The organism is Pannonibacter phragmitetus, assembly GCF_050510895.1.
Taxonomy (GTDB): Bacteria; Pseudomonadota; Alphaproteobacteria; order Rhizobiales; family Stappiaceae; genus Pannonibacter; species Pannonibacter phragmitetus_B.
Genome location: NZ_JBNINT010000001.1, coordinates 2866647 through 2890365, shown reverse-complemented (window position 1 = coordinate 2890365; position 23719 = coordinate 2866647). Strand labels below are relative to the sequence as shown.

The window sequence follows — 23719 nt, the reverse complement described above, 5'->3', positions numbered from 1 at the left end:
CCGCGTCCGGGAAAGACGCGGGCCTTTTTTATAACAAGCGGCCTGCTTCAGCCGTCCTGTTTCTTCGACTTCTTCTTCACGCCATCACCTTTGCGGTGGGCGGCCTTCTTCGGAGCGCCATCCTTGAAGGCAGGCTTGCCCTTGCGCGGGGCGAAGCCTTCACCGGCTGGTGCGCCGCCGAAGCCGCCACCGTCATGGCCGCGCTTGCCGCGCTTCGGGCCACGGTCCAGCGGGGCTTCGTCCATCGGAGCAAAGGCCGGATGCGTCGGGCGCGGCTCGTCGTCCTCGAAACGGCGGCGGCGCGGAGCCGGGCCACCACGGCCGGCAGGAGCCCCGCCGCCGAAGCCGCCACGGCCGGTGTTGCGCTCACGGGCGCGCTCATAGCGGCTCGGGCCGTCTTCATTGCCACCACCGAAGGACGGTGCGGAGCCGCCGCGCATATCGGCAGGCTCGATCACAACACCGCGCTCGCCAGAGCCGTCGCGGCGGATCACATCAGCGTATTTCTCTGCGTGGTTGCCGACGATCTCGAAGAGGGTTTCGGTGTTGCCGATCTTGATGGCACCCACTTCCTTCTTCGTCACGTGACCGGCGCGGCAGATCATCGGCAACAGCCAGCGCGGGTCGGCGCGGTGCTTGTGGCCGAGTGACAGGCGGAACCAGATGCCGTCTTCGAACTTGTTGCGGACTTCGAAGCTCTTGCCGCCGCCGAAGTCATCGCGCGGGCCCCTGTCGCCTCTGTCGCCCCTGTCACCACGCTCACGCGGGCCACGGGCTTCGTAGCTGTCCTCGGTCAGCTCTTCCGGAGGCGGCAGGCGCAGCTGGTAAAGGCGCACGAATGCAGCAGCGATCCGCTCTGCATCATGCACGGCCAGAAGCTCGCGGGCCGTCTCCAGATCTTCTTCTTCCGCCGGTTCGTTCAGTACCGGATCTGCAAGAAGACGTGCCTTGTCCTGTGCGCGGATCGCATTGGCAGACGGAGCTTCGCGCCATTCTGCCTTCACGCCAGCCATCTGCAACAGCCGTTCGGCGGCGCGGCGGCGCGGATAGGGGACGATCAGCACGCTGGAGCCCTTGCGCCCGGCGCGGCCCGTACGGCCAGAGCGGTGCAGCAGGGCGGCCTTGCCGGTCGGCAGGTCGGCATGGATCACAAGATCAAGGTTTGGCAGATCGATGCCGCGTGCGGCCACGTCAGTGGCGACGCAAACGCGGGCCCGGCCATCGCGCATGGCCTGCAGCGCATGGCTGCGCTCTGCCTGGCTCAGCTCACCCGAAAGGGCCACGACCGAGAAACCCCGGTTGGCAAGACGGGAGGTCAGCCGGTTCACCGCTTCACGGGTGGCGCAGAAGACGATGGCCTTCTGAGCCTCGTGGAAACGCAGAATGTTGATGACCGCGTTCTCGCGCTCATTCGGCACCACCGGCATGGCGAGATAGTCGATGTCGATGTGCTGCTCACGCGGGCTGATCGTCGTCAGGCGCACGGCATTGCGCTGGAAGCGCTGAGCGAGATCAGCAATTGGCTTCGGCACAGTGGCCGAGAACATCAGCGTGCGGCGGTCTTCCGGGGCAGCGTCCAGAATGAACTCCAGATCCTCGCGGAAGCCGAGGTCCAGCATTTCGTCGGCTTCGTCGAGAACCACGGCGCGGATGCCGGAAAGGTCGAGGGCGCCGCGCTCGATGTGGTCGCGCAGACGGCCTGGCGTGCCGACGACAATGTGAGCACCGCGCTCAAGGGCCCGGCGCTCTGCGCGCGGATCCATACCACCAACGCATGAAGCAGTGTGGGCACCAGCCAGCTCATAAAGCCAGGTCAGTTCAGCCTTTACCTGCAGGGCCAGTTCGCGGGTCGGAGCGATGGCGAGGGCCACAGGCGCTCCGGCTTGGCCGAGGTGTTCATCTTCTCCAAGCAGCGTCGGAGCAAGGGCGAGGCCGAAGGCAACAGTCTTGCCGGAGCCGGTCTGGGCGGAAACCAGAAGGTCTGCGTCGGCGGGAGCGTCGGTCAGGATCGTTTCCTGAACCGGGGTGAGGCTGGAATAGCCCCGTTTTGCCAAAGCGGCGGCCAGCGCCGGTGCAACGGCGTGCGTCTCGATCATGTGTGTCTTTCGTGAAAAAGGAGGCGGAGCAGCCTTCATGTGTCCGGCATGCCCGTCATGTTGGAACCCCTATACGGCAAAATAGCCTTGCCGTCCACTGGCTGTGGCAATCCTCTGGTGTACTGCAGTTTGGTGATACGGCCGAACCATGGGTCGGATGTAAGGCCAAATACCTAAATCGCCTGAAACAAGCATTCTGAAAATTCAGATTAGCGTGTCATTAACCCAATGTAATTAGGTGGCGTGTTAGAGGGTTTTTGTTTCGGAATTATAGACGGGGAATTTCGATGCGTAATATACGTCTTCAGATCGCAATGATGGCAATAATTCCTCTGCTTTCAGTTGTCATTTATGCTGGTGTTTACCTGTCAGCAGAGGTTTCTTCTCTCCGTAAAATGCAGGAGATGAAGCCACTCGTTGAGGTTTCCGGTCTTATTGAGGCTGTGGTTGATGAGCTTCAGAAAGAGCGCGGGCAGACCGCGGTGCTCATTGCATCCGGCTTTGATCAGGCCGCGCGTGACATTGTCGTGCGCCAGCGCAGTGCAGCCGATGCAGATCTTCAGGCTTTGCAGGTATTTTTGGCCAGCTTTTACAGTGCGGGCAGCAATGGCCCTGCCGAACTGAAGGATATTGTTGATTTGCCCCGGGCCGTTGCCAATCACCGGGCAGCCGTCGATGCCCGTTCGGTCAATGGCGCCGACAATCTCAAGACCTACACCGGGCTGATCACCGGGCTGATGGGCGCGATTTCCGCCATCGCCCTTGACACGGGTGAGCCGCGTCTGGCGGCGGAGCTTCTGCCGTTCACATCACTCATTCAGGCAAAAGAGGCTGGCGGGCTCGAACGTGCCATCGGTGCGCGCCTGTTTACGGCAGCCGCCAAAGGCGAGGCCACCGACTATGCGGTGTTCCTGTCCTTTGTTGACCGGGTGGCTGCTGGCGAAGCCTATCTTCAGAGCTATCACATGCTGGCCACGCCCGAGCAGGCTGCGGCACTCGACCGGATAATGACGGGAAGCGTCATCCAACAGGTCAAGGACTGGCGCAAGATTCTTCAGGCACTGCCGCAGACAGACAATGGTCAGGGCGTGACAGGCCAGCAGTGGTTTGATGCAGCGACAGCCCGGCTCGACATGATCCGCAAGGAAACGCTCGACTTGCTCAATGCTGCCAACGAGACGGTGGCAGCCATGGAAGGGGAAGCGTATTCCCGTGCGCTGGTGGCCGGGCTCATGTCCGCCGCTGCCATCGCGGTGACGGTGATCATCAGCCTTCTCAATCTGCGTGCGATCCTGACCAATCTGCGGCAGATCCGTGCGGCTCTGGGCCGGGTGGCGCAGGACGAGACGGACTTCACCATGCCGTTGCTGGAACGGAGCGACGAGATCGGTGATCTGGCCCGAGCCGGTACTGTCTTTCAGGACAATGCCCGCCGCCGTCAGGCGCTGGAAAAGGAAATGGAGCAGGAGCGTTCTCTCGAAGGCGGTCGCCAGTCGCAGGTCGAGGCTATTATCGACCGTTTCCGCAGCATGATCGATGCAAGCATGCAGGCCGTGGCCGAAAAGACGGAAGCGATGGCCGGCAGCGCGCAGCGGGTGACGGAAGTGTCCGGTCAGGCCTTTGCGGCCGCCGATCAGGCAAGAGCGGCCTCTGCGAGCTCCTCGCGCAGCGTCCAGACGGTGGCTGCGGCAGCAGAAGAGCTGTCCAGCGCCATCTCGGAAATTCTCAATCAGTCCGACCGCTCCTCTGCAGCCATCACTGCTGCAACCGAAGTGGCCCGCGAGACCGATGTGCATGTGTCGAGCCTGGCGGAGGCCACGGACAAGATCGGCGTCGTCGTCGAAATGATCCGTGCCATTGCCGAGCAGACCAATCTTCTGGCCCTCAATGCCACGATTGAGGCTGCAAGAGCCGGAGAGGCTGGGAAGGGCTTTGCGGTTGTCGCGGCTGAAGTGAAGGAGCTGTCCAACCAGACGGCCCGTGCGACGGAAGAAATCGCGGCACAGATCACTTCCGTGCAGGGGATGACTGGTAAGGCAGTCACCTCGATTCAGCGCATCACGGGCTCCATTGCATCCGTGATGGAGATGACGACGGCCATCAAGAATGCAGTTGGTGAACAGAGCGCAGCAACGCGTGAGATCACGCAGAGCATCACCATCGCCGCAGATGGCTCGGATCAGGTGGCGGCCAGCGTCGCCAACGTGACCCAAACTGCACAGGATACCCGCAGCGAGGCCGAGACGGTCGACAGTCTGTCCCGTGATGTGAAGTCCGTCTCCGAGAACCTCTCCAAGGCGGTCGATGCCTTCCTTGCGGATATGGTTCAGGATGTGGAAGCCCGCCGCGCGGCCTTGCGCCGCCAGATGGCCGGGTAATCTTCACCGCAGGGTTTTGGACAGGAAGGACGCTGGAGGACAACCTCCGGCGTCCTTTCCGTTTTGTGCCCCCGCATCTGGCACCCCCATCGGGGTTTGAAACAGAAGGCGTGGAATGATTGTCAGTGGGGCTTCCTGGAATTGTTATTTATGACATGAGGCGTTGGAGAGTGATGATCTGTACCAGGCAAATATCGTAGTTTTTCTGTTGGTAGTTCATTTGGCTGGTTTATTTTACCCGTATTTAACAATGGCAAGGATAACAGGGGAAAATTTTGCATCGTTGAGGATGTCATGCTGAATCGCTTGAAGATTGGTCTGAAGATCTGGCTGCCAATCGGTTGTTTCGCTATCTTTGTTGTGTTTTTGGGTATCTACAATCAGCTGCAGCTTGCAGATACGCTTGAGCGCGAGCGTATTGCCAAAGTGCGGGCATTGGTTGAGGTTGGCCGTTCTATCGCAGAGGAGAACCATGCCCGTGAAAAGGCAGGTGAGCTGACGAGGGACGAGGCGCAGACTCTGACACGTGATGCAATCCGCTCGATGATCTTCGAAGGTGGTGCGCGTGTCTTCGCTTTCGACAACACCGGCGTTCGCGTTGTCAGCAACTCGAAGGACAAGGAGGGCGGAGAGCCTTCGACCTCCGAGATTACCCGGACATTCATTGCCAATGCGCAGAAGGGCGGCGGCGTTCAGTACTATTCCGGTGACCGGACGCTGAACGGCGTCACCACCAAATTTGTGCCGAAGGCCGGCTGGTCCGAAGCCTTTGCGCCCTGGGGCTGGGTGATTGCGTCTGCTGTCTATCTGGATGACGTGCAGGCCGAGTTCTGGTCCAGCACATTCGAGCTGATCGGCGTTCTGCTTGCTGGCGGCTTGGCTGTTACGGGCGTTGCCGTGATTTCCATTCGCAACGTTGTGCGGCCCTTGCGCGCACTCACAGAAGGCATGAAGCAGCTTGCGGCTGGCAACACACAGGTGGCCATCGAAGGCGCAGGACGGGGAGACGAGCTGGGAGACATGGCCGCGGCCATGGAGACTTTCGTCCGCAACGAGCGCGAGCGCCGCGAACTTGAACTTGATGTCGTGAGACGCCAGCAACAGGATGCGGAGCGGGCAGGCAACATTCAGCTGCTGTGCACTGGCTTCAGCGGCAAGATTGGCGCTCTGCTTGACGTGATCGGCCGTTCCGTTGACAGCCTGAAACAGACCTCGGGGGCACTTGGCGGCTCTGCGCTGAAGACATCTGAGCAAAGTGAAACCGTGGCTGCCGCCTCGCGTCAGGCGTCGGCCAATACGGAGACCGTGGCAGCCGCCTCCGAAGAGCTTGCAGCTTCCGTGTCTGAAATTGCCCGTCAGGTCGCCTCGGCCAATGAGATTGCCGCGCACGCTGCCGATCAGGCAGAGCAGACCAATGAACGCATTCAGGGTCTCTCTGCGGCAGCTGCCAAGATCGGGGAAGTGGTCTCGCTGATCCAGGCCATCGCCGAACAGACCAATCTTCTGGCCCTCAATGCCACCATTGAGGCTGCCCGCGCCGGAGAGGCTGGCCGGGGTTTTGCGGTGGTTGCGGCGGAGGTCAAGGACCTTGCCACCCAGACATCGCGTGCGACTGAGGAGATCTCGGCCCAAATCGCCAGCATCCAGGGTGAGACGTCGCAAGCCGTTGGCGCGATTGCGGCCATCACCACCACTGTTGGCCGGATCAACGAAATCAGCTCGAGCATCGCCGCTTCGGTGGAGCAGCAGGGGGCAGCGACAAACGATATTGCCGCCAACATCCAGCAGGCTGCCAGCGGCACGCAGCAGGTTTCGGCGACGATTTCCGAGGTCTCGGCAGCAGCCACGCAGACCAGCCAGATGGCCGGGTCTGTGAGTGATGCGGCCGGCCAGCTCGAACAGGAAGCGCAGAACCTGCGTGATGAAGTTTCGGACTTCCTGGAAGGGATCAACCGGAACGCAGCTGCCGCCTGAGCGTCAGACAATCGGGCTTGAAAATCTCAAGGCCGCTCCCTCTCCGCCGCAGGTCAGGAGAGGGAGCGGCCTTTGTATTTCGGCTTTCCGTGCATGGACTTGATGGCCCGGCGCGTTATCATCCCGGTATGCGCGCCCTTTCCCGCCTTCTGGACCGTCTTGCCTTTGAAAGCTCCCGCAACGCCAAAGAGGCGCTGCTGGTGGATTATTTCCGCCGCACGTCAGATCCGGACCGTGGCTATGCCCTTGCTGCACTGACAGGCACGCTTGAGTTTCGCCATGCCAAGCCTGCGGTATTGCGGGCGCTGGCAGGCGAGCGGACGGACCCGGTGCTTTTCGCGCTTTCCTATGATTTTGTCGGCGATCTCTCCGAAACCGTAGCGCTGATGTGGCCTGCGCCAGGTCAAGCGGCAGATGCAGGCGTCGAAGAACCGGGGCTGGCCGTGGTGGTGCAGCGGCTATCGGGTGCGGGCCGCAGCGAGGTGCCGCAGTTGATCGCCGGATGGCTGGATCTGCTGGACGAAACCGGCCGCTGGGCACTTTTGAAGCTTGTCACTGGCGGTCTGCGCGTGGGCGTGTCTGCTCGTCTCGCCAAGACCGCTCTGGCGCGACTTGGACCTGTCGGCGTGGACGAGATTGAAGAGGTCTGGAACGCACAGAAACCGCCTTATACGGCGCTTCTTGCCTGGGTGGAGGGGCAGGGCGGCAAGCCCGAGGCGCGGGATCCTGCGCCCTTCCGCCCGCCGATGCTGGCCCACCCGCTGGATGAGACACGCGACATGGAGGCGCTGAATCCGGCTGAGTTTCTGGCGGAATGGAAATGGGACGGCATCCGCGTGCAGGCGGCCGCCGGGCGCGATGCGGCGGGCAAGCATGTTGCCCGGCTTTACTCCCGCTCCGGCGATGACATTTCCGCAGCCTTTCCTGATGTGCTTGAGAGCCTGACCTTTGAGGGCTGTATCGATGGGGAGCTGCTGATTCTGCGCGATGGCGCGGTGCAGCCGTTTTCCGAATTGCAGAAACGGCTGAACCGGAAGACGGCAGGGCCAAAGCTGATGCAGCAGCTGCCCGCAGCGATAAGGGCTTATGATCTTCTGGCGGAAAACGGGGAAGACCTGCGCGCCTTGCCGTTCGAGGAAAGGCGGACGCGGCTTGAGGCTTTCCTGCTCCGGGAAAATCCGCCGCGTATTGATCTCTCGCCGCTGGTGCCATTCGTCAGCTGGGAGGAGCTGGCACGCTGGCGGGAAGAGCCTTCCACGCATCTGCAGAAAGCGGCGCAGCCGCCGTGGAAGGGTTGATGCTGAAGCGGCGGCTGTCGCCTTATCTTGCAGGGCGTCCACGCGGGGAATGGTTCAAGTGGAAACGCGATCCCTTCACGGTAGATGCGGTGCTGATGTATGCGCAGCGCGGTCACGGAAAGCGCTCGTCTTATTATTCGGATTATACCTTTGGGGTCTGGCGGGGAGAGGAGCTTGTTCCGGTGGGCAAAGCCTATTCTGGCTTTACCGATGAAGAGCTGCTGGAAATCGACCGCTTCGTCCGCAATCACACCGTCAACCGCTTTGGCCCGGTGCGGGAGGTGGCTCATACACAGGAACTCGGGCTGGTGCTGGAGGTGGCGTTTGAGGGTTTGAACCGCTCTGGCCGGCACAAATCCGGCCTGGCCATGCGCTTTCCCCGTATCGCCCGCTTGCGCTGGGACAAGCCGCCGCATGAGGCCGACCGGATCGAGACTCTGGAAGCCATGTTGTCAGCGCCTGTCAGTGTGGCTTGAGTATCCGGCGCGAAACCTGCAAGGTTCGACCCGGCCGGGACAGCCGGATCGACGGGAGGACTGCTTGTGATCGACTATTTCTACACCCACGTTTCCCCTTGGGCCTATCTCGGCCATCAGGCCTTCGTTGATCTGGCGGCAGCTCATGGGCAGGAGGTCCGGTTCCGGCCGGTCAATCTGGCAGGGGTCTTCGAGGTCTCGGGCGGTCTGCCGCTGGCCAAGCGCCATCCGGTGCGCCAAGCCTACCGTTTTGTGGAGCTGCAGCGCTGGCGCGAAAAGCGTGGTGTGCCGCTGACGCTGAAGCCAGCTTTCTTTCCCGCCGATCCCTCCTTGGCTGATTGCTGCGCCATCGCCGTTGCCGAAGCGGGTGGTCCGGTGGCGGCCTGTTCGGCGCGGCTGTTCCGGGCCATCTGGGTGGACGATCTGAACATCGCCGACGAAGCGGTTCTGGCCGGGCTGATGCGTGAGATGGGTCTTGATGCTGATGCCTTGCTTGCAGCAGCTGCCAGCGCGGCCATAAAGGAGGCCTATCAGGAGAACCAGCGCCGCGCCATCGAGCTGGGCGTCATCGGCTCGCCCTGTTACGTGCTGAGAGGTGAGCCGTTCTGGGGGCAGGACAGGTTGGAGCTGCTGGAAGATGCGCTTGTCTCGGGACGTGACGCCTTCAAGCCAGTGTGAGGCAGAACAAGCTTCCTGGGTAGAACCGGGGCAGTGGCGTGCTTTTGACACACTCCCCGTTAACATGTGGCTTTCATGGGCGAGTTTACGGCGAATGGAGGCAAGGGCGATGGCTGATCCGCAACTGGCATCATCTGCGCGGCTGCGTGCAGGGATGCTTGCCGTGACCTTTCTGACCCTGTCCGGCTTCGTGCATGGACAAGGAGCAGAGGCAAGAAGCGCCGCGCCGCAGGCCAGCCTTGCGGAAGGGCAAGTGGCAGGTCAGGGCGCTCCGGCCAAGACCATGCTATCGGGGCCTTCCTCAAAGGCAAAAGTCCAGGGCCAGAGACAGACCCAGGCTAAAACCAAGCCCAAGCCGGGAACCGCTGTTCGCGCAAGCAAGACCGCGAGCAACGCTGCGGGCGGATCCCAAGCGGGCTCCCCAGTGAGAGTGCCGCTGAGCCGGCCTGCAACAGCGCCAGTTCAGGTGGCGGAGCAGCTGGAAAGTCCCGCGCAGGAGACCACACCCGCTGAGGCCCCTGTCGCTGATCCGCAGCGTTATGCCCTGGTGAAAGTAGATGGCAGCTACCTGCGGCTGGACCGGGTGGCTGGCACGATCGCCTTCTGCAAACCGGTGAACAGCGTGTGGCGCTGTATGCCTTCACCGGATGCAGAAGCAGCTTATCTGGGTGAAATAGATGAGCTGCGGCAGGAAAACGCAGCCCTGAGGCAAGAAATTGCGGCTCTCAAAGGCGAAACAGACAGCGTCACTTCAGGCAGCCCCTTGGCAGAAACCCCTCGCGGCAACATCCGTCCGGGGCCGGAACTGTCGCAAAAGGATGAAGAACAGCTCGACGAAATGCTCTCCTTCACAGAGCAGGCCATGCGGCGGTTCTTCGGTCTGATGCGGGATCTGCAAAGAGAGACGGGCCAGTAGGCGACCGCCCGTTGCAGGTTATGTCGGGCAGGTCATGACGGCTTCACGGGCTCTAGCGGGGCAGGCCGTCACTTCTGGTCAGTCTGTCCTCAAACGTGACAGCGCCTCCTGAGTGCCCGTTGGCAGGCCCGCAGGCGCGCCGGTCTCCTTGCTGACAGGACCAAATGCGGTGTCGGTGATGGCGCATAGACGGCTGGCGCGGCTCTCAAATACGAAGAAGCGAGCGCCCAGCATGTTTGCCTGAGTGCCAGTCAAACTGACAGCTATCACGAAGCTCTCGCCTGCCTTGAGCGGGCTGATCCAGGTCAGCTTCATCTCGAAAAGCTGGCGATCGTGTCCGGTTTCCTGTTGCCAGGTTAGGTTCAGGGGCGTCTGCTGCCAGACATGCGGCAGTGCTTCCCCGATGCACTGCGCAACAAAGCCGTCATCTGCCTTGTTGTCTGCCCCAAGATGCCTTGGGAGTACAGTACCCCGGTAAATGACCGATCCGCCGCCTTCAACAATGCTTTCCAGCGTCGCCTTGTTGACCAGTGGAGAAGGGGCAAGGCGCGGGGCGCCGCCTCTTCCGGCATGGCCTGCACCACGTCCTTGAACTTGCTGCGGAACGTGCGGGCGGCTCCGGCTGGCGGGGTATAGCCATCGATCGCTGTGGCCAGAACAGCTCCTGTCACGACATTCTTCATTTGGTGAACGATTGTCAGAATGTGCGGGCCATCGAAGCAGACGAGAGAGGAAACCACCAGCAGCGTCCCACAGGGGGCCGGAGCATGGAACCGGATATGCCGCACGCGGCGGGCGCCGACCAGAGATTCACTCAGCGCGCAGATGAGGCGGAACTGTCTGTCGGCCTCATCGAGCCGCTGGACGCACCCATGTTCGCTCAAAACACCCCGTTCCGTGCAGTCGCTTTGGTTCACATAGGAGAACAGGGTTTCTTCTGTCAGCATCGTTTGTTTGACCTGGTGATCGCTGTGGCCGCAAAATATGTAACTTACTTTCAGGTAATCACAGATCTATTCATAATTACGCTAAGGAAATTATCAATAAGAGATTTGCTATTGGTCGCTATTTCGAGAGGAAAGCTCTGGAAAACATGGCATCCACCGGGAAAGACGTCCAGCGTGGCGGAGTTCCCGGCCGATATCCATCGAGATGCCTGAAACAACGTATCGTCGAGCAGCGGGTCACTGGTGCCCACCACGAAGTAAGCGGGAGGCATGCCGCTCAGGTCTGCCGTGAGAGGGGAAATATCGGCGGACTTCGGGTCTTCCCCGTTCTGCAGATACATGCGGACAAACATCTCGATATCGCGTGTATTCAAGACCAGCTTCTCTGTTCCCCAGGATCTGGCACTCGGTGTCAGGCTCAGATCGAAGCAGCCGGCGATGAAAACGGCGGCACTGAAAGGGGTCAGGCCGTGCCTGTCCCGCAGGCGCAGCAAGGTGACGGCGGCCAGATTGGCGCCAGCGCTGTCCCCGCCGATGGAGAACCGTGACAGCCCGAATTCCTGCGCGGCCGGCCCGATGAGCCAGAGGGCTGCAGCTTCGCAATCATCCGGCGCGGCAGGGTAGGGGTGTTCCGGAGCAAGCCGGTAGTCCACGGAAGCAACCAGAAGTCCGGTCCTGTCAGCCATCTCGGCCAAACGCAAATCCTGCAGAGCCGCCCCGCCGAACGTCCAGCCTCCACCGTGAATATGCAGGAAGGCGCCTGCGGCCTGGCCTGTCTGCGGCCGGAAAAGCCGCAGGCGAAGCTTGCCCGCCGCGCCGTTACGGGCAGGACCCTCGATCCAGATATCCTGCGCACGCGGGCTGCGGACAGGGGCTGGAAAGGGGCCTATGCCTTGCTCCCGCCGTTCGCGGACCACCTGCGGCGGGAAGCTCCACTGGTCCGGCTCGGCAGCCAGCCGTGCGGCCAGAGCCTCGTTGAAGGAACGTGTCTCTTCGCTCACCGCTTCGGGCAGGAAAAGGGAATGGTGAAGGTTCAGCATCAAGGGCTCTCCGGTTTCAGCGGCTGGTGCAAGGCTAAGGTGTCAGACCGTGCCTGCCAATCGGCTTCAGCCACGTTGCGCCATGGAGGGGGCGGAGAGGGTGCTTGCATAAGGTGCGCCGCCGTTTCTCCCGCCTCACTTGCGTGAGATTTCGGGCAAGGCTTGATCTGATGCAAGGTGATGTGCACTGTGAAGGTGGAGGCTACCGGCCAAGATGGTTTGGTCTGTCCCGCTGTATGGACGGGTCAGGCTGGCGTTTAAGCGTCGTGCGGATCACATGTGAATGCACCGCAATGCGCGCAGCCGGAAAATGAAATGCTGCGGGGGAGACGTGCGGCAGCTTTGCTTCCGGCAGAAAAAGCCGGTTTGGAACATCGGGGGAAAGCATTGGCAGACAGCAACGGTTACCATTTCATCATTGCGGATGATCATCCTTTGTTTCGCGGCGCACTGCGGCAGGCACTTGATTTGCTCTATCCCGGATCGGTCATCGATGAAGCCGGTACACTTGAGGATGTGACCGCCCGCCTGGAGGATGCTGGCGGAGCGGATCTGGTGCTGCTGGACCTGTCCATGCCTGGCATGCGCGGCTTCTCGGGCCTGATGTTTCTGCGCGCGCAGCACCCCTCGGTTCCGGTGGTGATTGTTTCAGCCAATGAAGAACCTCAGGCCATCCGCCGGGCCATCGGTTTTGGGGCATCGGGCTTCATTCCCAAGTCTCATGGCATCGAAGTCATCCGCAATGCGATTGAGCAGGTGATGGCTGGTTCGCTTTGGACCCCGCCAGAAATCGACCTCACCATCGCTGACAAGGATTCCGATGCAGCGCGCCGGCTGGCAAGTCTGACGCCCCAGCAGGTTCGCGTTCTCATGATGCTGTCGGAAGGTCTTCTGAACAAGCAGATCGCCTATGAGTTGTCCGTCTCCGAGGCGACGGTAAAGGCGCATGTGTCTGCCATCTTGCAGAAACTGGGCGTCGAAAGCCGAACGCAAGCGGTCATCGCAGCCTCCAAGATCGAGGCAGGAAGCTGGCAGGCATCTGACGCGGGCTAAGGTCAGCTGCCACACAACCCGGCATTTCAGCCATGCTTTGAAGAACAGCCTGCTGCAGTTCTTGCGGCCACGTCTTCCTTTTTTGCCCTGCAGCGAAATGCAACTCGTGCAGAAGAGGGGGATGTATTTTATCAAGTTGAATAAATTGATCGGGCATTTTTCTCGCGGACATAATCGCAACTGGTATCGTTCATTAATTCAAATCGTGATTTTTACCCACTCTTTACGGAGCTGTGAGAGATTACATACCCCAGAGACACGTTTGTCCTGTGCGCAAATATTGACCGGTTAGTGGATGAGCCAAACGAAGGCCGAGAAGCAGGTCGCATTTGGAGCAGCAAAGTCGGGTGATCCCGGAAGCACCGCTGCAGGGGAAGACGTGTGCATGAATGGGGAATTCAGCAGTGCCGACTTTTTGAGGAACCCACTTCGTCATCTGGCCGAAGCCGTGCGCTTCATGTTCCGGGGGCTGCGGGGCCGGGATGAACTGAGTGGCCGGATACGAGCGCAGCAGATCACTTCGATTGTTCGTTTCATGCCGTATATCACGGCGTGGAACGTGTTCAGTGCCCTCATCATCGTAAATCTGAACTTCGGCGTGGCGCCTCACTCCATGCTGCTCGCCTGGTCCGTTGCAATTATGTATGTCATTGGCCGCGGCGTGGCTGTCTGGCAGAAGAGCCGGAAGCGGGCATTTACGACAGCGTCCTCCAGAGGCATTGTGTCCGCGACCGTGCAGGCTGGCGTACTTGGTATCTTGTGGTGCCTTGCGCTGTTCATGACCTTTTACTACGGCTCGCAAGACTCGCTCATCCTCGTCGCGTGCCTGATTACAGGATTGATTTGCGCAGGCGGCTTTGTGCTGGCGACGGTGCCTTTGGCTGGGCTCGCCTGGGTTACCACGATCTGGTGCGGATCGACTTTGCTGATCATGCAGATCGGCAAGGGGCCGATGTTAGAGCTCTCCAGCCTGCTCTCGGCCTATTCCTTCATGGTCGTGATTTGCGTTCTTGCCGTTTCCCGGCTGTTCGTGGCCCGTGTGATGACTGAGCAGGAACTGGAACACCGGGGGCAGGTGATTGGTCTGCTGCTCAATGAGTTTGAGGAAAGTGCCAGCGATTGGCTGTGGGAGACCGACAGTAAAGGCAATCTGAAACGGACCTCTGCCCGGTTTTGTGAAGTTTGCGGGCGTCCGCCCGAAGACCTTCAGGGGCGTCCTCTGATCGATGCCCTGCAGTCGAAGGTCGAGCAGGGAGATGGCTGGGACGCGGTGCGGGAGGTCATGTCAGCCTGTCAGCCCTTCCGCGACATGCCCGTACTGACCATCGTTAAAGGCGAGCGCCGCTGGTGGTCTCTCACCGGCCGCCCCTATTTCGACCGTGCCTGCAAGTTTACCGGCTATTGCGGTGTTGGGTCTGACATCACCGATGCCCGCCGTGCGCATGATCTGGTCAAGTATCTCGCCGAGCACGATGCCCTGACCGGAGTGGGCAATCGCAACTGGTTGCTGGGGCGTGCGGGAGAGTGCCTGGAAAACGCATTGGCCGATGGGAGCAATATCAGCCTGCTGATGGTGGACCTCGACAACTTCAAGGCCATCAATGATATGCGCGGCCATCCGGTGGGGGACGAGATCCTCAACATGGTGGCGCAGCGGTTCAGCGGAGTCTGCGCCGGAAGAGCGGATCTTGCCCGCATCGGCGGTGACGAGTTTGCCATTCTGCACGTGGGGCAAAGCCGCCAGAACACCGAAGCCTTGGCGAACGAACTGATCAATTGTCTGAATGCACCGCTGCTGACCGACAGCGGCAGCTATACCGTGGGTGCAACGATCGGCATCGCCTGCGCACCGCGTCAGGCGGACACCATTGATGACCTGATGCGTTGTGCGGATATTGCCCTCTACAAGGCCAAGCGCAGCGGGCGGGGGCAGGCGCTGTATTTCGAAGCCGAGATGGACAGGGAGCAGCGTGAGCGGCGTGAGATGGAAGACGCGCTCCGCAGGGCTATCGAGAAAGACGGCCTCACACTGGCTTTTCAGCCGATCGTCTCGGCGCAGACCGGACACATCCAGTCCTGTGAGGCACTGTTGCGCTGGACTGATCCCTTCATCGGCCCCGTTTCCCCGGCTGATTTCGTGCCTATTGCCGAGGAGGCAGGGCTGATTGTTCCGATCGGGGAATGGGTGCTGCGCGAGGCATGCAGGCAGGCGGCCAGTAGCCGGCATGAAATATCCGTCGCGGTCAATCTATCGCCGTTGCAGTTTGCGGCAGCGGGCCTTGTTGATGCGGTAAAGTGGGCTCTGGAGGAGTCGGGGCTGCCGGCGAAGCGGCTGATCCTGGAAATCACCGAATCCGTGTTGATCCAGGACGCCGGTTCAACTGCGGCGATCCTCGGACAGCTGAAGGCGCTGGGTGTACGTATCGCTTTGGACGACTTCGGTACAGGCTACTCGTCATTGAGTTACCTGCGCCACTACCACTTCGACAAGATCAAGATCGACAAGTCGTTCGTCAGCGAGCTGGGTGACGGCGGAGAAAGCATGGCCATCATCTCTGCGGTCATCATCCTGGCGCGCAGCCTGAAGATGGAAGTGACAGCAGAAGGCGTCGAGACCGAAGACCAGGCCAATCAGCTGCGTCTCATGGGTTGCAGCAGCTTGCAGGGCTTTTATTTCGGCCGTCCTATGGATCACTATCCGGAAGCACTCGTGCCACGCGCAGACTATGGCACAAACCGAGCCGGTTCGAGGAAAGTCTTCACTCAGTAACCAGCATTTCTGCCCGGGCCCGTGCCAGCTGCGCCCGGAGCGCCGCCGGACGGACCGGCTTGTTCAGCAATCCGATGTCCCGTTCCGCCGCTTCCGTCCGCACGGCGCGGCTGCGGTCGGCAGTGACGAGCAGCGCAGGGATGCTGCGGCCGAATTTCCAGCGCAGCCGCACGGCACATTCGATGCCGTTCCCCTGATCCAGATGATAGTCGACCAGCATGATGTCGGGCATCCGGCCCAGCTGCGTCACGTGCTGGGCAGCCTCCACGTCGTTGCTGGCCGTCAGGACCTCGCAGCCCCAGCTTTCCAGGAGGCGCCGCATGCCATCCAGAATGTTGGGCTCATTGTCGATGGTCAGCACCAGCATGCCATCCAGCTGGCTGGTGGTTACGGCAACCGGTTCTCCAGGGCTTGGCAGAACGGGAACGGGGGCTGCAGAGGGAACTTCCACTGCAAAGCAGGAGCCCTTGCCCATCTTCGAGCGCAGCGTGACGGGATGATCCAGCACGCGGCTGATGCGCTCCACGATGCACAGGCCCAGTCCAAGCCCCTTGGCAGTGCGGATACCATCGTCGAGCCGGTGAAACTCCATGAAAATGGCTTTCTGCTTGGAGGCCGGAATGCCGATGCCGGTGTCATGGACCTCAATGACGACGCGTGAGCCATGGCGGCGGCAGCCCACAAGAACGCGGCCTGTCAGGGTGTATTTCAGGGCATTTGACACAAGGTTCTGCAGCAGGCGGCGCAGCAGGCGACGGTCAGAGCGGACGGTGAGCGATGTGGCTATGAAATTTAGCCGGAGGTTCCTTTCGTGCGCAACCGGCTCGAACTCCAGCTGCAATGCACGGAGAATCTCGTCCAGGCGGAAGGTGCTGTACTCCGGTTTGAGTGCCCCTGTGTCGAGGCGGGATATATCCAGAATGGCGCCAATGATGTCCTCGACGGATTCGAGCGAAGCTTCGACGTTGCGCACGAGATCCCCTGCCTCCCCCTCGCGGAACCTGTCCACCAGCACGGAGGCGTAAAGACGGGCGGCATTCAGCGGCTGCAGGATGTCATGGCCGGCGGCGGCCAGAAACCGGGTCTTGCCGATATTGGCCTCTTCGGCTGCGTGGGTCGCCTGTACCAGCTGCTGGTTGACCCGGGTCAGCTCTTCGGTGCGCTCGCGCACCCGGCGCTCCAGCGTTTCGTGGGATCTGGACAGTGCCTCTTCGCTCAGGACACGCTCGGTGATGTCTGTGAAGGTGGTGACGATGCCGCCATCCGGCATGGGGCTGATGCGCACCTCCAGAATGGTGCCGGTGATCGACAGGCGCTCCTGGAAGGTCTCCTGGCGGATGACCAGCTTGTCGATCCTGTCGGCCACAATGGCATCAGCCGAACTGCCTCTCAACTCCCCCGCTCCGCGTTGAAGCGGATGATGGTGTCAAGCGGCGTGCCCACCTGGCCGTACTCAGGGGAAGGCCAAGCAGATCGCGGAACTGACGGTTCCAGCAGATCAGCCGCAGGTCACGATCGAACACGGCGATGCCCTGGCGCACCTGGTCGAGTGCCGTCTGCAGAAGGTCGCGGTTGTACTGGATGGCTTCGGAAGCATCGTCCAGAAGCTTCATGGCGCCTTTGATGGTGGCGTCGCGCCGTTTGAGCAAAAGCGACAGGACCAGCCGTGCGGAGGCCGCGCCGATGGCCGAGGCCAGAAGCTGTTCCGAATAGCGCAGCACCTGTGCGTCCGCAGGGGCGTTGAGATCCAGTGTCAGCCCCCGCTCGCGGGCGTAGCGGGCGAATGAGCGTTCGGAGCGCTCCACACCCAGATAGCGGGCGACGGTGGCCTTCAGATCGCCAACCGTCACATGGGTTCGCCAGAGGCGGAAGGACGGCGTTGAGGCCAGCTCCGGCGGCACGAAAAGATTGGCCTGCAGCCGTTCGGACGGCTCGGGCGCCCGGGTCAGGGAAAAGAGAATGAAACAGGTGAGATTGGCCAGAAGACTGAAGGCAACCCCGTGCAGGAATGGGTCGGCAGGACTGTAGAACAGGGATTGAGGCCGCAGCCATTCGATGCCGAATGGCCCGTCGAAGAGGATCGCTTCCGCAATAAGCCCGGACTGGACAAAGGTCGGCAGCATCAAGGTGTAGAGCCAGAGGGCAAAACCCGCCACCATGCCGGCAATCGCGCCACGCGCCGTTGCCTTGCGCCAGAAAAGCCCACCAAAGAAGGCCGGAGCAAACTGGGCAATCGCGGCAAAGGAGAGAAGACCGATCGAGGAGAGAGCCGCCGTATCACCGGCCGCCCTGTAATAGGCATAGGCGAGGAGCAGGATGGCGAAGATGGACGCACGGCGCACGCGCAGCAGCATGCGGCTGAGGTCCTTGCCTCGCGTCGAGGCGATATCGTCGCTGCCGCGCTGGCGTAGAATGAGCGGAACTACAATGTCGTTGGAAATCATGATCGCCAGCGCCACCGTGGCGACGATGATCATTGCCGTTGCCGCCGAAAGCCCGCCGATGAAGGCGAGGAGTGCGAGAAACCCCTGTCCGGAGGCCATCGGCAAGGCGAGAACGTAGGAATCCGGGTTGATTCCAGGATCCAGTGTCAGCATGCCAGCTGCGGCAATCGGCACCACAAAGAGGTTGATGGCGATGAGGTAGAGCGGGAACATCCAGGTGGCGAGGCGCAGTTCCGCTTCTGAGTTGTTCTCGGTGACCACCACATGGAACTGGCGCGGCAGCAGCAAGGAAGCGATCAGCGACAGGCACGTGATGGCGATCCATTCCGCTGGCTGGAAGGGCTGGGAAAAGACGCTGGCAATCTTGGGGCTTGTGGCAATCGCGGCGACGAGATCCAGTGGTCCATCGTAGAGGGCATAAGTGACCCAGAAGCCCACCGCCAGGAAGGTGAAGAGCTTGACCACCGCCTCCAGCGCAATCGCCAGCATCAGCCCCTCCTGATGCTCGGTTGCATCAATGTGACGGGTGCCGAACAGCCAGGCGAAAACGGCCATGCCGACGGCGATCAGCAGGGTAATGTCGCCGAAGGATGTGAGCAGTGACACGCCGTCTGGCGGGCCGAATGGGCCGATCATGGTGGTGACCGACAGAGACAGCGCCTTCAGCTGCAGGGCGATGTAGGGGATGATGCCGATGACGGCGATGACCGTCGCTGTCGCCCCAACTGTCTGGCTCTTGCCATAGCGGGCAGCCATGAAGTCGGCGATCGAGGTGATCCGCTCCGTCTTGGCGACCCGGATGATCCGCCGCAGCAGCGGAAAACCGAAGGCAAAGAGCAGGATTGGACCTGTGTAGATGGCCAGGAACTCCAGCCCGTCCCGCGTTGCCCCTCCGACCGAGCCATAGAAGGTCCAGGATGTGCAGTAGACCGAAAGGGACAGCGCATAGATGAAGGGACGGCTCTTCACCGCCAGCGGCAGGCGTGAGCGCCGGTCTCCAAAACTGGCAATGGCAAAGAGCAGCAGGATATAGCCCAGTGCGCTTAAGGTGACGATCCAGCCGTCCAGCATCCCAACCCTGTCCGCCCTTGTCCGGTTGAACCGGAGCGCTTGTTGCTTCTGGCCGGAAGCGCTGGATTTTCCCGTGCGTCTCCGTCCTCCCATGTTGATCCGAGCATAGGAGCGCGGGCTTGTCCATTCGTCTTGCGGTGGGGAGTGCCGGTCCGAACCTTCCCTTGCGGATGGAATATGTTAACACTGTTTGTCAGGCCGGGCGAACGGCCCGCACCATGGGTACACGATCGAGGGGGCGGAAATGCTCAAGGAATTCAAGGAATTTGCCGTCAAGGGCAACATGCTGGACATGGCCATCGGCATTGTCATCGGCGCTGCTTTCAGCGCCATCGTTTCCTCGATGGTGGATGATATCATCATGCCGCCGATCGGTCTGATCCTTGGCAATGTCGACTTTTCCGAGCTGTTTCTCGTGCTGAAGCAGGGCACGCCGGAAGGCCCCTATGCGACGGTGGACGCGGCCAAGACTGCCGGCGCCGTGACGTGGAATCTCGGTCTTTTCATCAATGCGGTGGTGAAGTTCGTCATCGTGGCCTTTGCCCTCTTCATCGTGGTGAAGGGCGTCAACCGGCTGCGGCGCGAGGAGAAGGCCAAGCCTGCCGAACCGGCCAAGCCGCCGCGCCAGGAACTGCTGCTGGAAGAGATCCGTGATCTTCTGAAGAAGTGAAGCCCGATTAGATGGAGTGATACCGCCGGAGCTTATATCCGGCGGCAATCATCGCTTTGGGTGAAGTCAGCTTCACGCAGATTCATGTGCTTTTGCCGGAGAGGATTTGTAAGGTCGATGACCAGACACATCCTTCCGGCGGAGCCTGACGTGACCTTGCACACATCCAACGACCGTATCCTTGATGCCCTCCGGACGCCTGCCCGCAATGCGCCGGAAAGCGGCATCGTCGAAGTCGTCAACGTGGCGCGCGAACTGCCGGATGTGATCCCGCTCTGGGTGGGCGAGGGCGATCTGCCGACGCCGGCCTTCATCTGCGAAGCCGCGGATGCGGCAATGAAGGCGGGCGAGACCTTCTACACCTATCAGCGCGGCCTGCCGGAGTTGCGCAAGGCGCTTGCAGATTATCACGGCCGCGTCTTCGGACACTCCTTTGATCCGGAGCGCTTCTTCGTCACCGGGTCCGGGATGCAGGCAATCCAGATTGCGGTGCAGATGATCGCGGGGCAGGGGGATGAAGTGCTGGTCCCTGTGCCCGCCTGGCCGAATATTGCCGCCTCTGTCGGACTGATGGGCGGGGTGCCGGTTTCTGTGCCCCTCGATTTCACGCAGGGCGGCTGGTCACTGGATGTGGCGCGTCTCGAAGCGGCCATTACCCCTCGCACCCGTGCCATCTTCATCAACACGCCGGCAAACCCGACTGGCTGGGTGGCGAGCCGCGAGGATCTGAAACAGATTCTCGATATTTCCCGCCGCCACGGCATCTGGATCATCGCCGACGAGGTTTATGGCCGTTTCTACTACGGGGCCGGCAATCACGCGCCTTCTTTCCACGAGATTGCGGAAGAGGATGACCGGGTGATCCAGGTGAATACCTTTTCCAAGAACTGGGCCATGACCGGTTGGCGTATTGGCTGGATGTCTGCGCCCAAGGCGCTGGGTCAGGTCATCGAAAACATGGTGCAATATTCCACGTCCGGCGTGGCTGCCTTCATGCAGCGCGGGGCGATCGCGGCGCTTTCCCCGCAAGGGGATGCTTTTCTGGAGGAGCAGAAAGCGCGGGCACTGGCGGGCCGCAAGATCGTCTGCGATGCACTGGCGGCCATGGACGGGGTGCGTTTCACCGTGCCGGATGGCTCATTCTACATGTTCTTTGGCATCGAGGGGCACACGGATGCACGTCAGCTGGCAATGGATCTGGCGCTTCAGGCACGGGTGGGGCTGGCGCCTGCTTCGGCCTTCGGTGTCACTGGCCAGGGCTTCCTGCGATTGTGCTTTGCCCGCCGGGCCGATCATGTCGAAGAGGGGATGAGGCGTCTTGCCGCCTGGCTAAAGCGTTGACGCAGCTTCGTAGAATGCGTTACGGATTTCCACGTAAGGACTTATTACCCAGCGTTGTGCTTGGCAGCGCTCGGGAATTTTGGGCGGCGCAGTATGAACGAGGGGCAGGAACATGGTGGTCAAGGTGCGGCGTGGACCGTATCTGACGCACGTCTGGCCAGTGTTCTGGAAACGGCCGTCGACGGCATCATCGTCATCAACGACCGTATGCGCATTCTGGCCTTTAACAAGGCTTGTGAGCGTCTGTTCGGATACTCTGCGGCTGAAGCGCTGGGGCAAAACGTAACATTGATCATGCCGCACTCCTATGCCCGCGAGCATGACCAGTATGTCGAGCACTATCTGGAAACCGGCGAGCGGAAGATCATCGGTATCGGACGTGAGGTTTCTGGGCGCCACAAGGACGGCACGGAGTTTCCGGTGGAGCTGTCGGTTGGCGAGGCGAAGACACCCGATGGCCGCCAGTTCATCGGTATCCTGCGCGATCTGCGCCCGCGCAAGTCGGTTGAGCAGAGCCTTGCAAGAGCCCAGGCCCAGCTGGTTCACATGACGCGGATCAGCGCCATCGATGAGATGGGGGCCGCAATTGCACATGAGCTGAACCAGCCTCTGACCGCAATTCTGCTGTATCTTCAGGCAGTTGTACGCAAGGCGCGTAATGCAGATACGGTTGATGCCCAGTCCCTCGGCGTGATCGAGAAGGCGATGCGTGAAGCCGAGCGTGCCGGCGAGATCATTCAGCGCATGCGCCAGCTGGTGGAAAAGCGCGATCCGGAGCGGGTGCCCACGGATCTGATCAGCTTCAGCCGCTCCTGTGTGGAACTGGTGGAACTTGGGTCAGGCGACAGCGGTGTACGCTTCGAGCTGAGCGTGGAGCCACGCCTGCCGGAACTTCCGATCGATCCGGTGCAGATCCGGCAGGTACTGGTCAATCTCCTGCGCAATGCCCGCGAAGCCGTGCAAGGCTCTCCAGAAAAGACAGTGCGGCTCGAAGTTGAACGCAGTGGCGAATATATCGAATTCCGTGTTCGTGACAGCGGGCCCGGAGTTCCGTCCGAGGTGGTGCCGGAACTGTTCCGGGCTTTCTCGGGCCACAAACGCAAAGGGTTGGGGCTCGGCCTCGCCATCTCCCGTACAATCGCACAGAATCATGCCGGTGATCTGAGCCTTGAGAAAGCGGCCGATGGAGAAGGAGCGACTTTCGTTCTCCGCCTCCCGATTAATTGTAATATTGATCCAGATCGTCACGCCGGCGGCAAGTCGTGATATGTCCGTTGGCTATTGGCAAGAAAGAGGACCTTAGGGATGACCGAAGCCATCTACATCGTTGATGATGATCCCGCCGTGCGCGATGCATTGTCTGTCGTGTTCGAGATGGAGGGCTTTTCGGTTGAAACCTTCGAGGACGGGGACAGCTTTGTCACCGCCGCCAAGGAGCGTGTGCCCGCTTGCGTGATTCTCGATGTTCACATGCCGGGGCGCTCCGGCATCGACGTCTTGAAGGCCTTGAGCGCGGACAGCTATGAAGCGCCGATCTTCATCATTTCCGGTCAGGGCGACATCCCGATGGCTGTCGAGGCAATCCGCAATGGTGCCTTTGATTTCATCGAGAAGCCGTTCGACGCCGATACGGTCGTTGCCCGTGTGCGTGAAGGCATCGAGGCACAGCGAAACAAGGGTGGAGCTGCCAATGGCGAGGCCGGCAGCTTTCCCGGCGCTGACCTGTTGACGCGCCGCGAGCGCGAGGTTCTGGGGCGGATTACCGCAGGGGCATCCAACAAGGAAGCCGGCCGCGAGCTGGGCATCAGCCCCCGCACCGTTGAGGTGCACCGCGCCCGAATCATGGAAAAACTCGGAGCCAAGAACGCGGCCGATCTCGTTCGCATCGTGCTGGCTCATTGAATTGAATGTGCATCAGCCCGCTCACCGGAAGCGGGCTGATGCTGCCAATAGCAAAAATTTGATTCAGATCCCCCGTACTAGTGCGTAGATCATATTGGGCAAAAGGGCCGTATAAAGAGGGAAGTGCCAGATGCACACGCTCTATCGCGGACCATTTACGTGACAGTTCACATTGTCGAAGATGATTTCGGGGTATCGGACGCGCTGTCCATTCTTGTTGAGGGAATGGGCCACGATGCGGTCGTATACCCCGATGCCGAGTCCTTCTTTGAAGGAGAGCCGCCGGTTTCCGGCGACTTGGTTATTGTCGACCTGGGCTTGCCCGGCGTCAGCGGCGCACAGGTTGTGCGCTGGCTTGGTGAACTACGCGATCCGCCCAAGGTCATCGTCATTTCCGGGCAGCCGGGGAACCGCCTGCGGGAGATGCTGAACGGGCTTAATCCCTTTGCCTTCCTGCGCAAACCTTTGTCCGAGGAAGAGCTCGCCCCTTATCTTTGAAGCTGCTTTGCCGCCTCCGGCGAAGTGTGGCGCGGGATGTGTTCTCGTTGCGGCCGGTAAAACGGACCGGCGCAGGCTCATGTCAGACTCTGACATCCTACGGGTTTTGTACGTAGTTTTCCCTTTCTCTGCAGTATTTCTGCGTCACGCTGGCCAGTTTCTCGTGT

The 23719-nt window shown here is 60.9% G+C and carries 15 protein-coding genes and 2 pseudogenes; 12 read left to right on the top strand and 5 right to left on the bottom strand.

What is annotated here, in order from left to right; all coding sequences use genetic code 11:
- Positions 1–47: 47 nt before the first annotated feature.
- Positions 48–2096 carry a DEAD/DEAH box helicase gene (locus ACQB61_RS13730; RefSeq protein ID WP_430513074.1) on the bottom strand — a complete coding sequence of 683 codons (2049 nt, stop codon included), beginning with the start codon at positions 2094–2096 and terminating at the stop codon, positions 48–50.
- Positions 2097–2500: 404 nt separating this feature from the next.
- Between ACQB61_RS13730 and ACQB61_RS13725 the strand changes: the two genes are divergently transcribed.
- From ACQB61_RS13725 to ACQB61_RS13705, 5 genes and pseudogenes are all read left to right on the top strand, one after another.
- A complete protein-coding gene (locus ACQB61_RS13725) occupies positions 2501–4474 on the top strand; it encodes a methyl-accepting chemotaxis protein (RefSeq protein WP_430513073.1) in 1974 nt (657 codons plus the stop codon).
- A 294-nt stretch (positions 4475–4768) separates the two neighbouring features.
- Positions 4769–6448 (top strand): methyl-accepting chemotaxis protein, encoded by a 1680-nt coding sequence (locus ACQB61_RS13720; RefSeq protein ID WP_430513072.1) that lies wholly within the window; start codon positions 4769–4771, stop codon positions 6446–6448.
- A 128-nt stretch (positions 6449–6576) separates the two neighbouring features.
- Positions 6577–8222 (top strand): annotated as a pseudogene (locus ACQB61_RS13715) (cisplatin damage response ATP-dependent DNA ligase).
- A gap of 66 nt (positions 8223–8288) precedes the next feature.
- Positions 8289–8900 (top strand): 2-hydroxychromene-2-carboxylate isomerase, encoded by a 612-nt coding sequence (locus ACQB61_RS13710; RefSeq protein ID WP_430513071.1) that lies wholly within the window; start codon positions 8289–8291, stop codon positions 8898–8900.
- Positions 8901–9063: 163 nt separating this feature from the next.
- Positions 9064–9816, top strand: a complete 753-nt coding sequence (locus ACQB61_RS13705) for a hypothetical protein (RefSeq protein WP_430513070.1) — start codon at positions 9064–9066, stop codon at positions 9814–9816.
- A gap of 78 nt (positions 9817–9894) precedes the next feature.
- On the opposite strand, the gene ACQB61_RS13700 is transcribed toward ACQB61_RS13705, so the two are convergent.
- Genes ACQB61_RS13700 through ACQB61_RS13690 form a run of 3 tightly spaced genes read right to left on the bottom strand, consistent with a single transcriptional unit; the run spans position 9895 to position 11803 of the window.
- The gene (locus ACQB61_RS13700; RefSeq protein WP_430513069.1) at positions 9895–10131 is read right to left on the bottom strand and encodes a hypothetical protein; all 237 of its coding nucleotides are present in this window, start codon (positions 10129–10131) and stop codon (positions 9895–9897) included.
- 47 nt (positions 10132–10178) lie between these two features.
- A complete protein-coding gene (locus tag ACQB61_RS13695; RefSeq protein ID WP_430513068.1) occupies positions 10179–10763 on the bottom strand; it encodes a hypothetical protein in 585 nt (194 codons plus the stop codon).
- Between the two features lie 50 nt (positions 10764–10813).
- Positions 10814–11803 carry an alpha/beta hydrolase gene (locus ACQB61_RS13690; protein ID WP_430513067.1) on the bottom strand — a complete coding sequence of 330 codons (990 nt, stop codon included), beginning with the start codon at positions 11801–11803 and terminating at the stop codon, positions 10814–10816.
- 387 nt (positions 11804–12190) lie between these two features.
- Here ACQB61_RS13690 and ACQB61_RS13685 point away from each other — a divergent pair, with 387 nt between their 5' ends.
- Together ACQB61_RS13685 and ACQB61_RS13680 are read left to right on the top strand one after the other, a co-directional pair.
- On the top strand, positions 12191–12856 hold the full coding sequence (locus ACQB61_RS13685; protein ID WP_430513066.1) for a response regulator: 666 nt from the start codon (positions 12191–12193) through the stop codon (positions 12854–12856).
- A gap of 295 nt (positions 12857–13151) precedes the next feature.
- Complete coding sequence (locus ACQB61_RS13680; RefSeq protein ID WP_430513065.1) at positions 13152–15626, top strand: putative bifunctional diguanylate cyclase/phosphodiesterase; 2475 nt, start codon at positions 13152–13154, stop codon at positions 15624–15626.
- On the opposite strand, the pseudogene ACQB61_RS13675 reads toward ACQB61_RS13680, so the two are convergent.
- A pseudogene (locus ACQB61_RS13675) lies at positions 15616–19141 on the bottom strand (NahK/ErcS family hybrid sensor histidine kinase/response regulator). The gene ACQB61_RS13680 and the pseudogene ACQB61_RS13675 overlap by 11 nt on opposite strands.
- A 244-nt stretch (positions 19142–19385) precedes the next feature.
- On the opposite strand from ACQB61_RS13675, the gene mscL reads away from it, so the two are divergent.
- The 5 genes from mscL to ACQB61_RS13650 all read left to right on the top strand — a co-directional run bounded on the left by mscL (position 19386) and on the right by ACQB61_RS13650 (position 23552).
- Positions 19386–19811, top strand: a complete 426-nt coding sequence (mscL, locus tag ACQB61_RS13670) for a large conductance mechanosensitive channel protein MscL (protein ID WP_430513064.1) — start codon at positions 19386–19388, stop codon at positions 19809–19811.
- 117 nt (positions 19812–19928) lie between these two features.
- Positions 19929–21152 (top strand): pyridoxal phosphate-dependent aminotransferase, encoded by a 1224-nt coding sequence (locus ACQB61_RS13665; RefSeq protein ID WP_430513063.1) that lies wholly within the window; start codon positions 19929–19931, stop codon positions 21150–21152.
- Positions 21153–21245: 93 nt separating this feature from the next.
- The gene (locus ACQB61_RS13660; RefSeq protein WP_430513062.1) at positions 21246–22418 is read left to right on the top strand and encodes a two-component system sensor histidine kinase NtrB; all 1173 of its coding nucleotides are present in this window, start codon (positions 21246–21248) and stop codon (positions 22416–22418) included.
- Positions 22419–22457: 39 nt separating this feature from the next.
- Positions 22458–23054, top strand: a complete 597-nt coding sequence (locus ACQB61_RS13655; protein WP_430513061.1) for a response regulator transcription factor — start codon at positions 22458–22460, stop codon at positions 23052–23054.
- A 159-nt stretch (positions 23055–23213) separates the two neighbouring features.
- Positions 23214–23552, top strand: coding sequence for a response regulator (locus ACQB61_RS13650; protein ID WP_430513060.1), 339 nt, complete (start codon positions 23214–23216; stop codon positions 23550–23552).
- Positions 23553–23719 lie beyond the last annotated feature (167 nt).

Coding starts and splice junctions, on each gene's coding strand:
- ACQB61_RS13655 (WP_430513061.1), top strand. CDS start 22,458: ATGACCGAAGCCATCTACATCGTTGATGATGATCCCGCCGTGCGCGAT.
- ACQB61_RS13690 (WP_430513067.1), bottom strand. CDS start 11,803: ATGCTGAACCTTCACCATTCCCTTTTCCTGCCCGAAGCGGTGAGCGAA.
- mscL (WP_430513064.1), top strand. CDS start 19,386: ATGCTCAAGGAATTCAAGGAATTTGCCGTCAAGGGCAACATGCTGGAC.
- ACQB61_RS13665 (WP_430513063.1), top strand. CDS start 19,929: ATGACCAGACACATCCTTCCGGCGGAGCCTGACGTGACCTTGCACACA.
- ACQB61_RS13730 (WP_430513074.1), bottom strand. CDS start 2,096: ATGATCGAGACGCACGCCGTTGCACCGGCGCTGGCCGCCGCTTTGGCA.
- ACQB61_RS13660 (WP_430513062.1), top strand. CDS start 21,246: ATGAACGAGGGGCAGGAACATGGTGGTCAAGGTGCGGCGTGGACCGTA.
- ACQB61_RS13720 (WP_430513072.1), top strand. CDS start 4,769: ATGCTGAATCGCTTGAAGATTGGTCTGAAGATCTGGCTGCCAATCGGT.
- ACQB61_RS13725 (WP_430513073.1), top strand. CDS start 2,501: ATGAAGCCACTCGTTGAGGTTTCCGGTCTTATTGAGGCTGTGGTTGAT.
- ACQB61_RS13700 (WP_430513069.1), bottom strand. CDS start 10,131: ATGAAGCTGACCTGGATCAGCCCGCTCAAGGCAGGCGAGAGCTTCGTG.
- ACQB61_RS13695 (WP_430513068.1), bottom strand. CDS start 10,763: ATGCTGACAGAAGAAACCCTGTTCTCCTATGTGAACCAAAGCGACTGC.
- ACQB61_RS13680 (WP_430513065.1), top strand. CDS start 13,152: ATGAGCCAAACGAAGGCCGAGAAGCAGGTCGCATTTGGAGCAGCAAAG.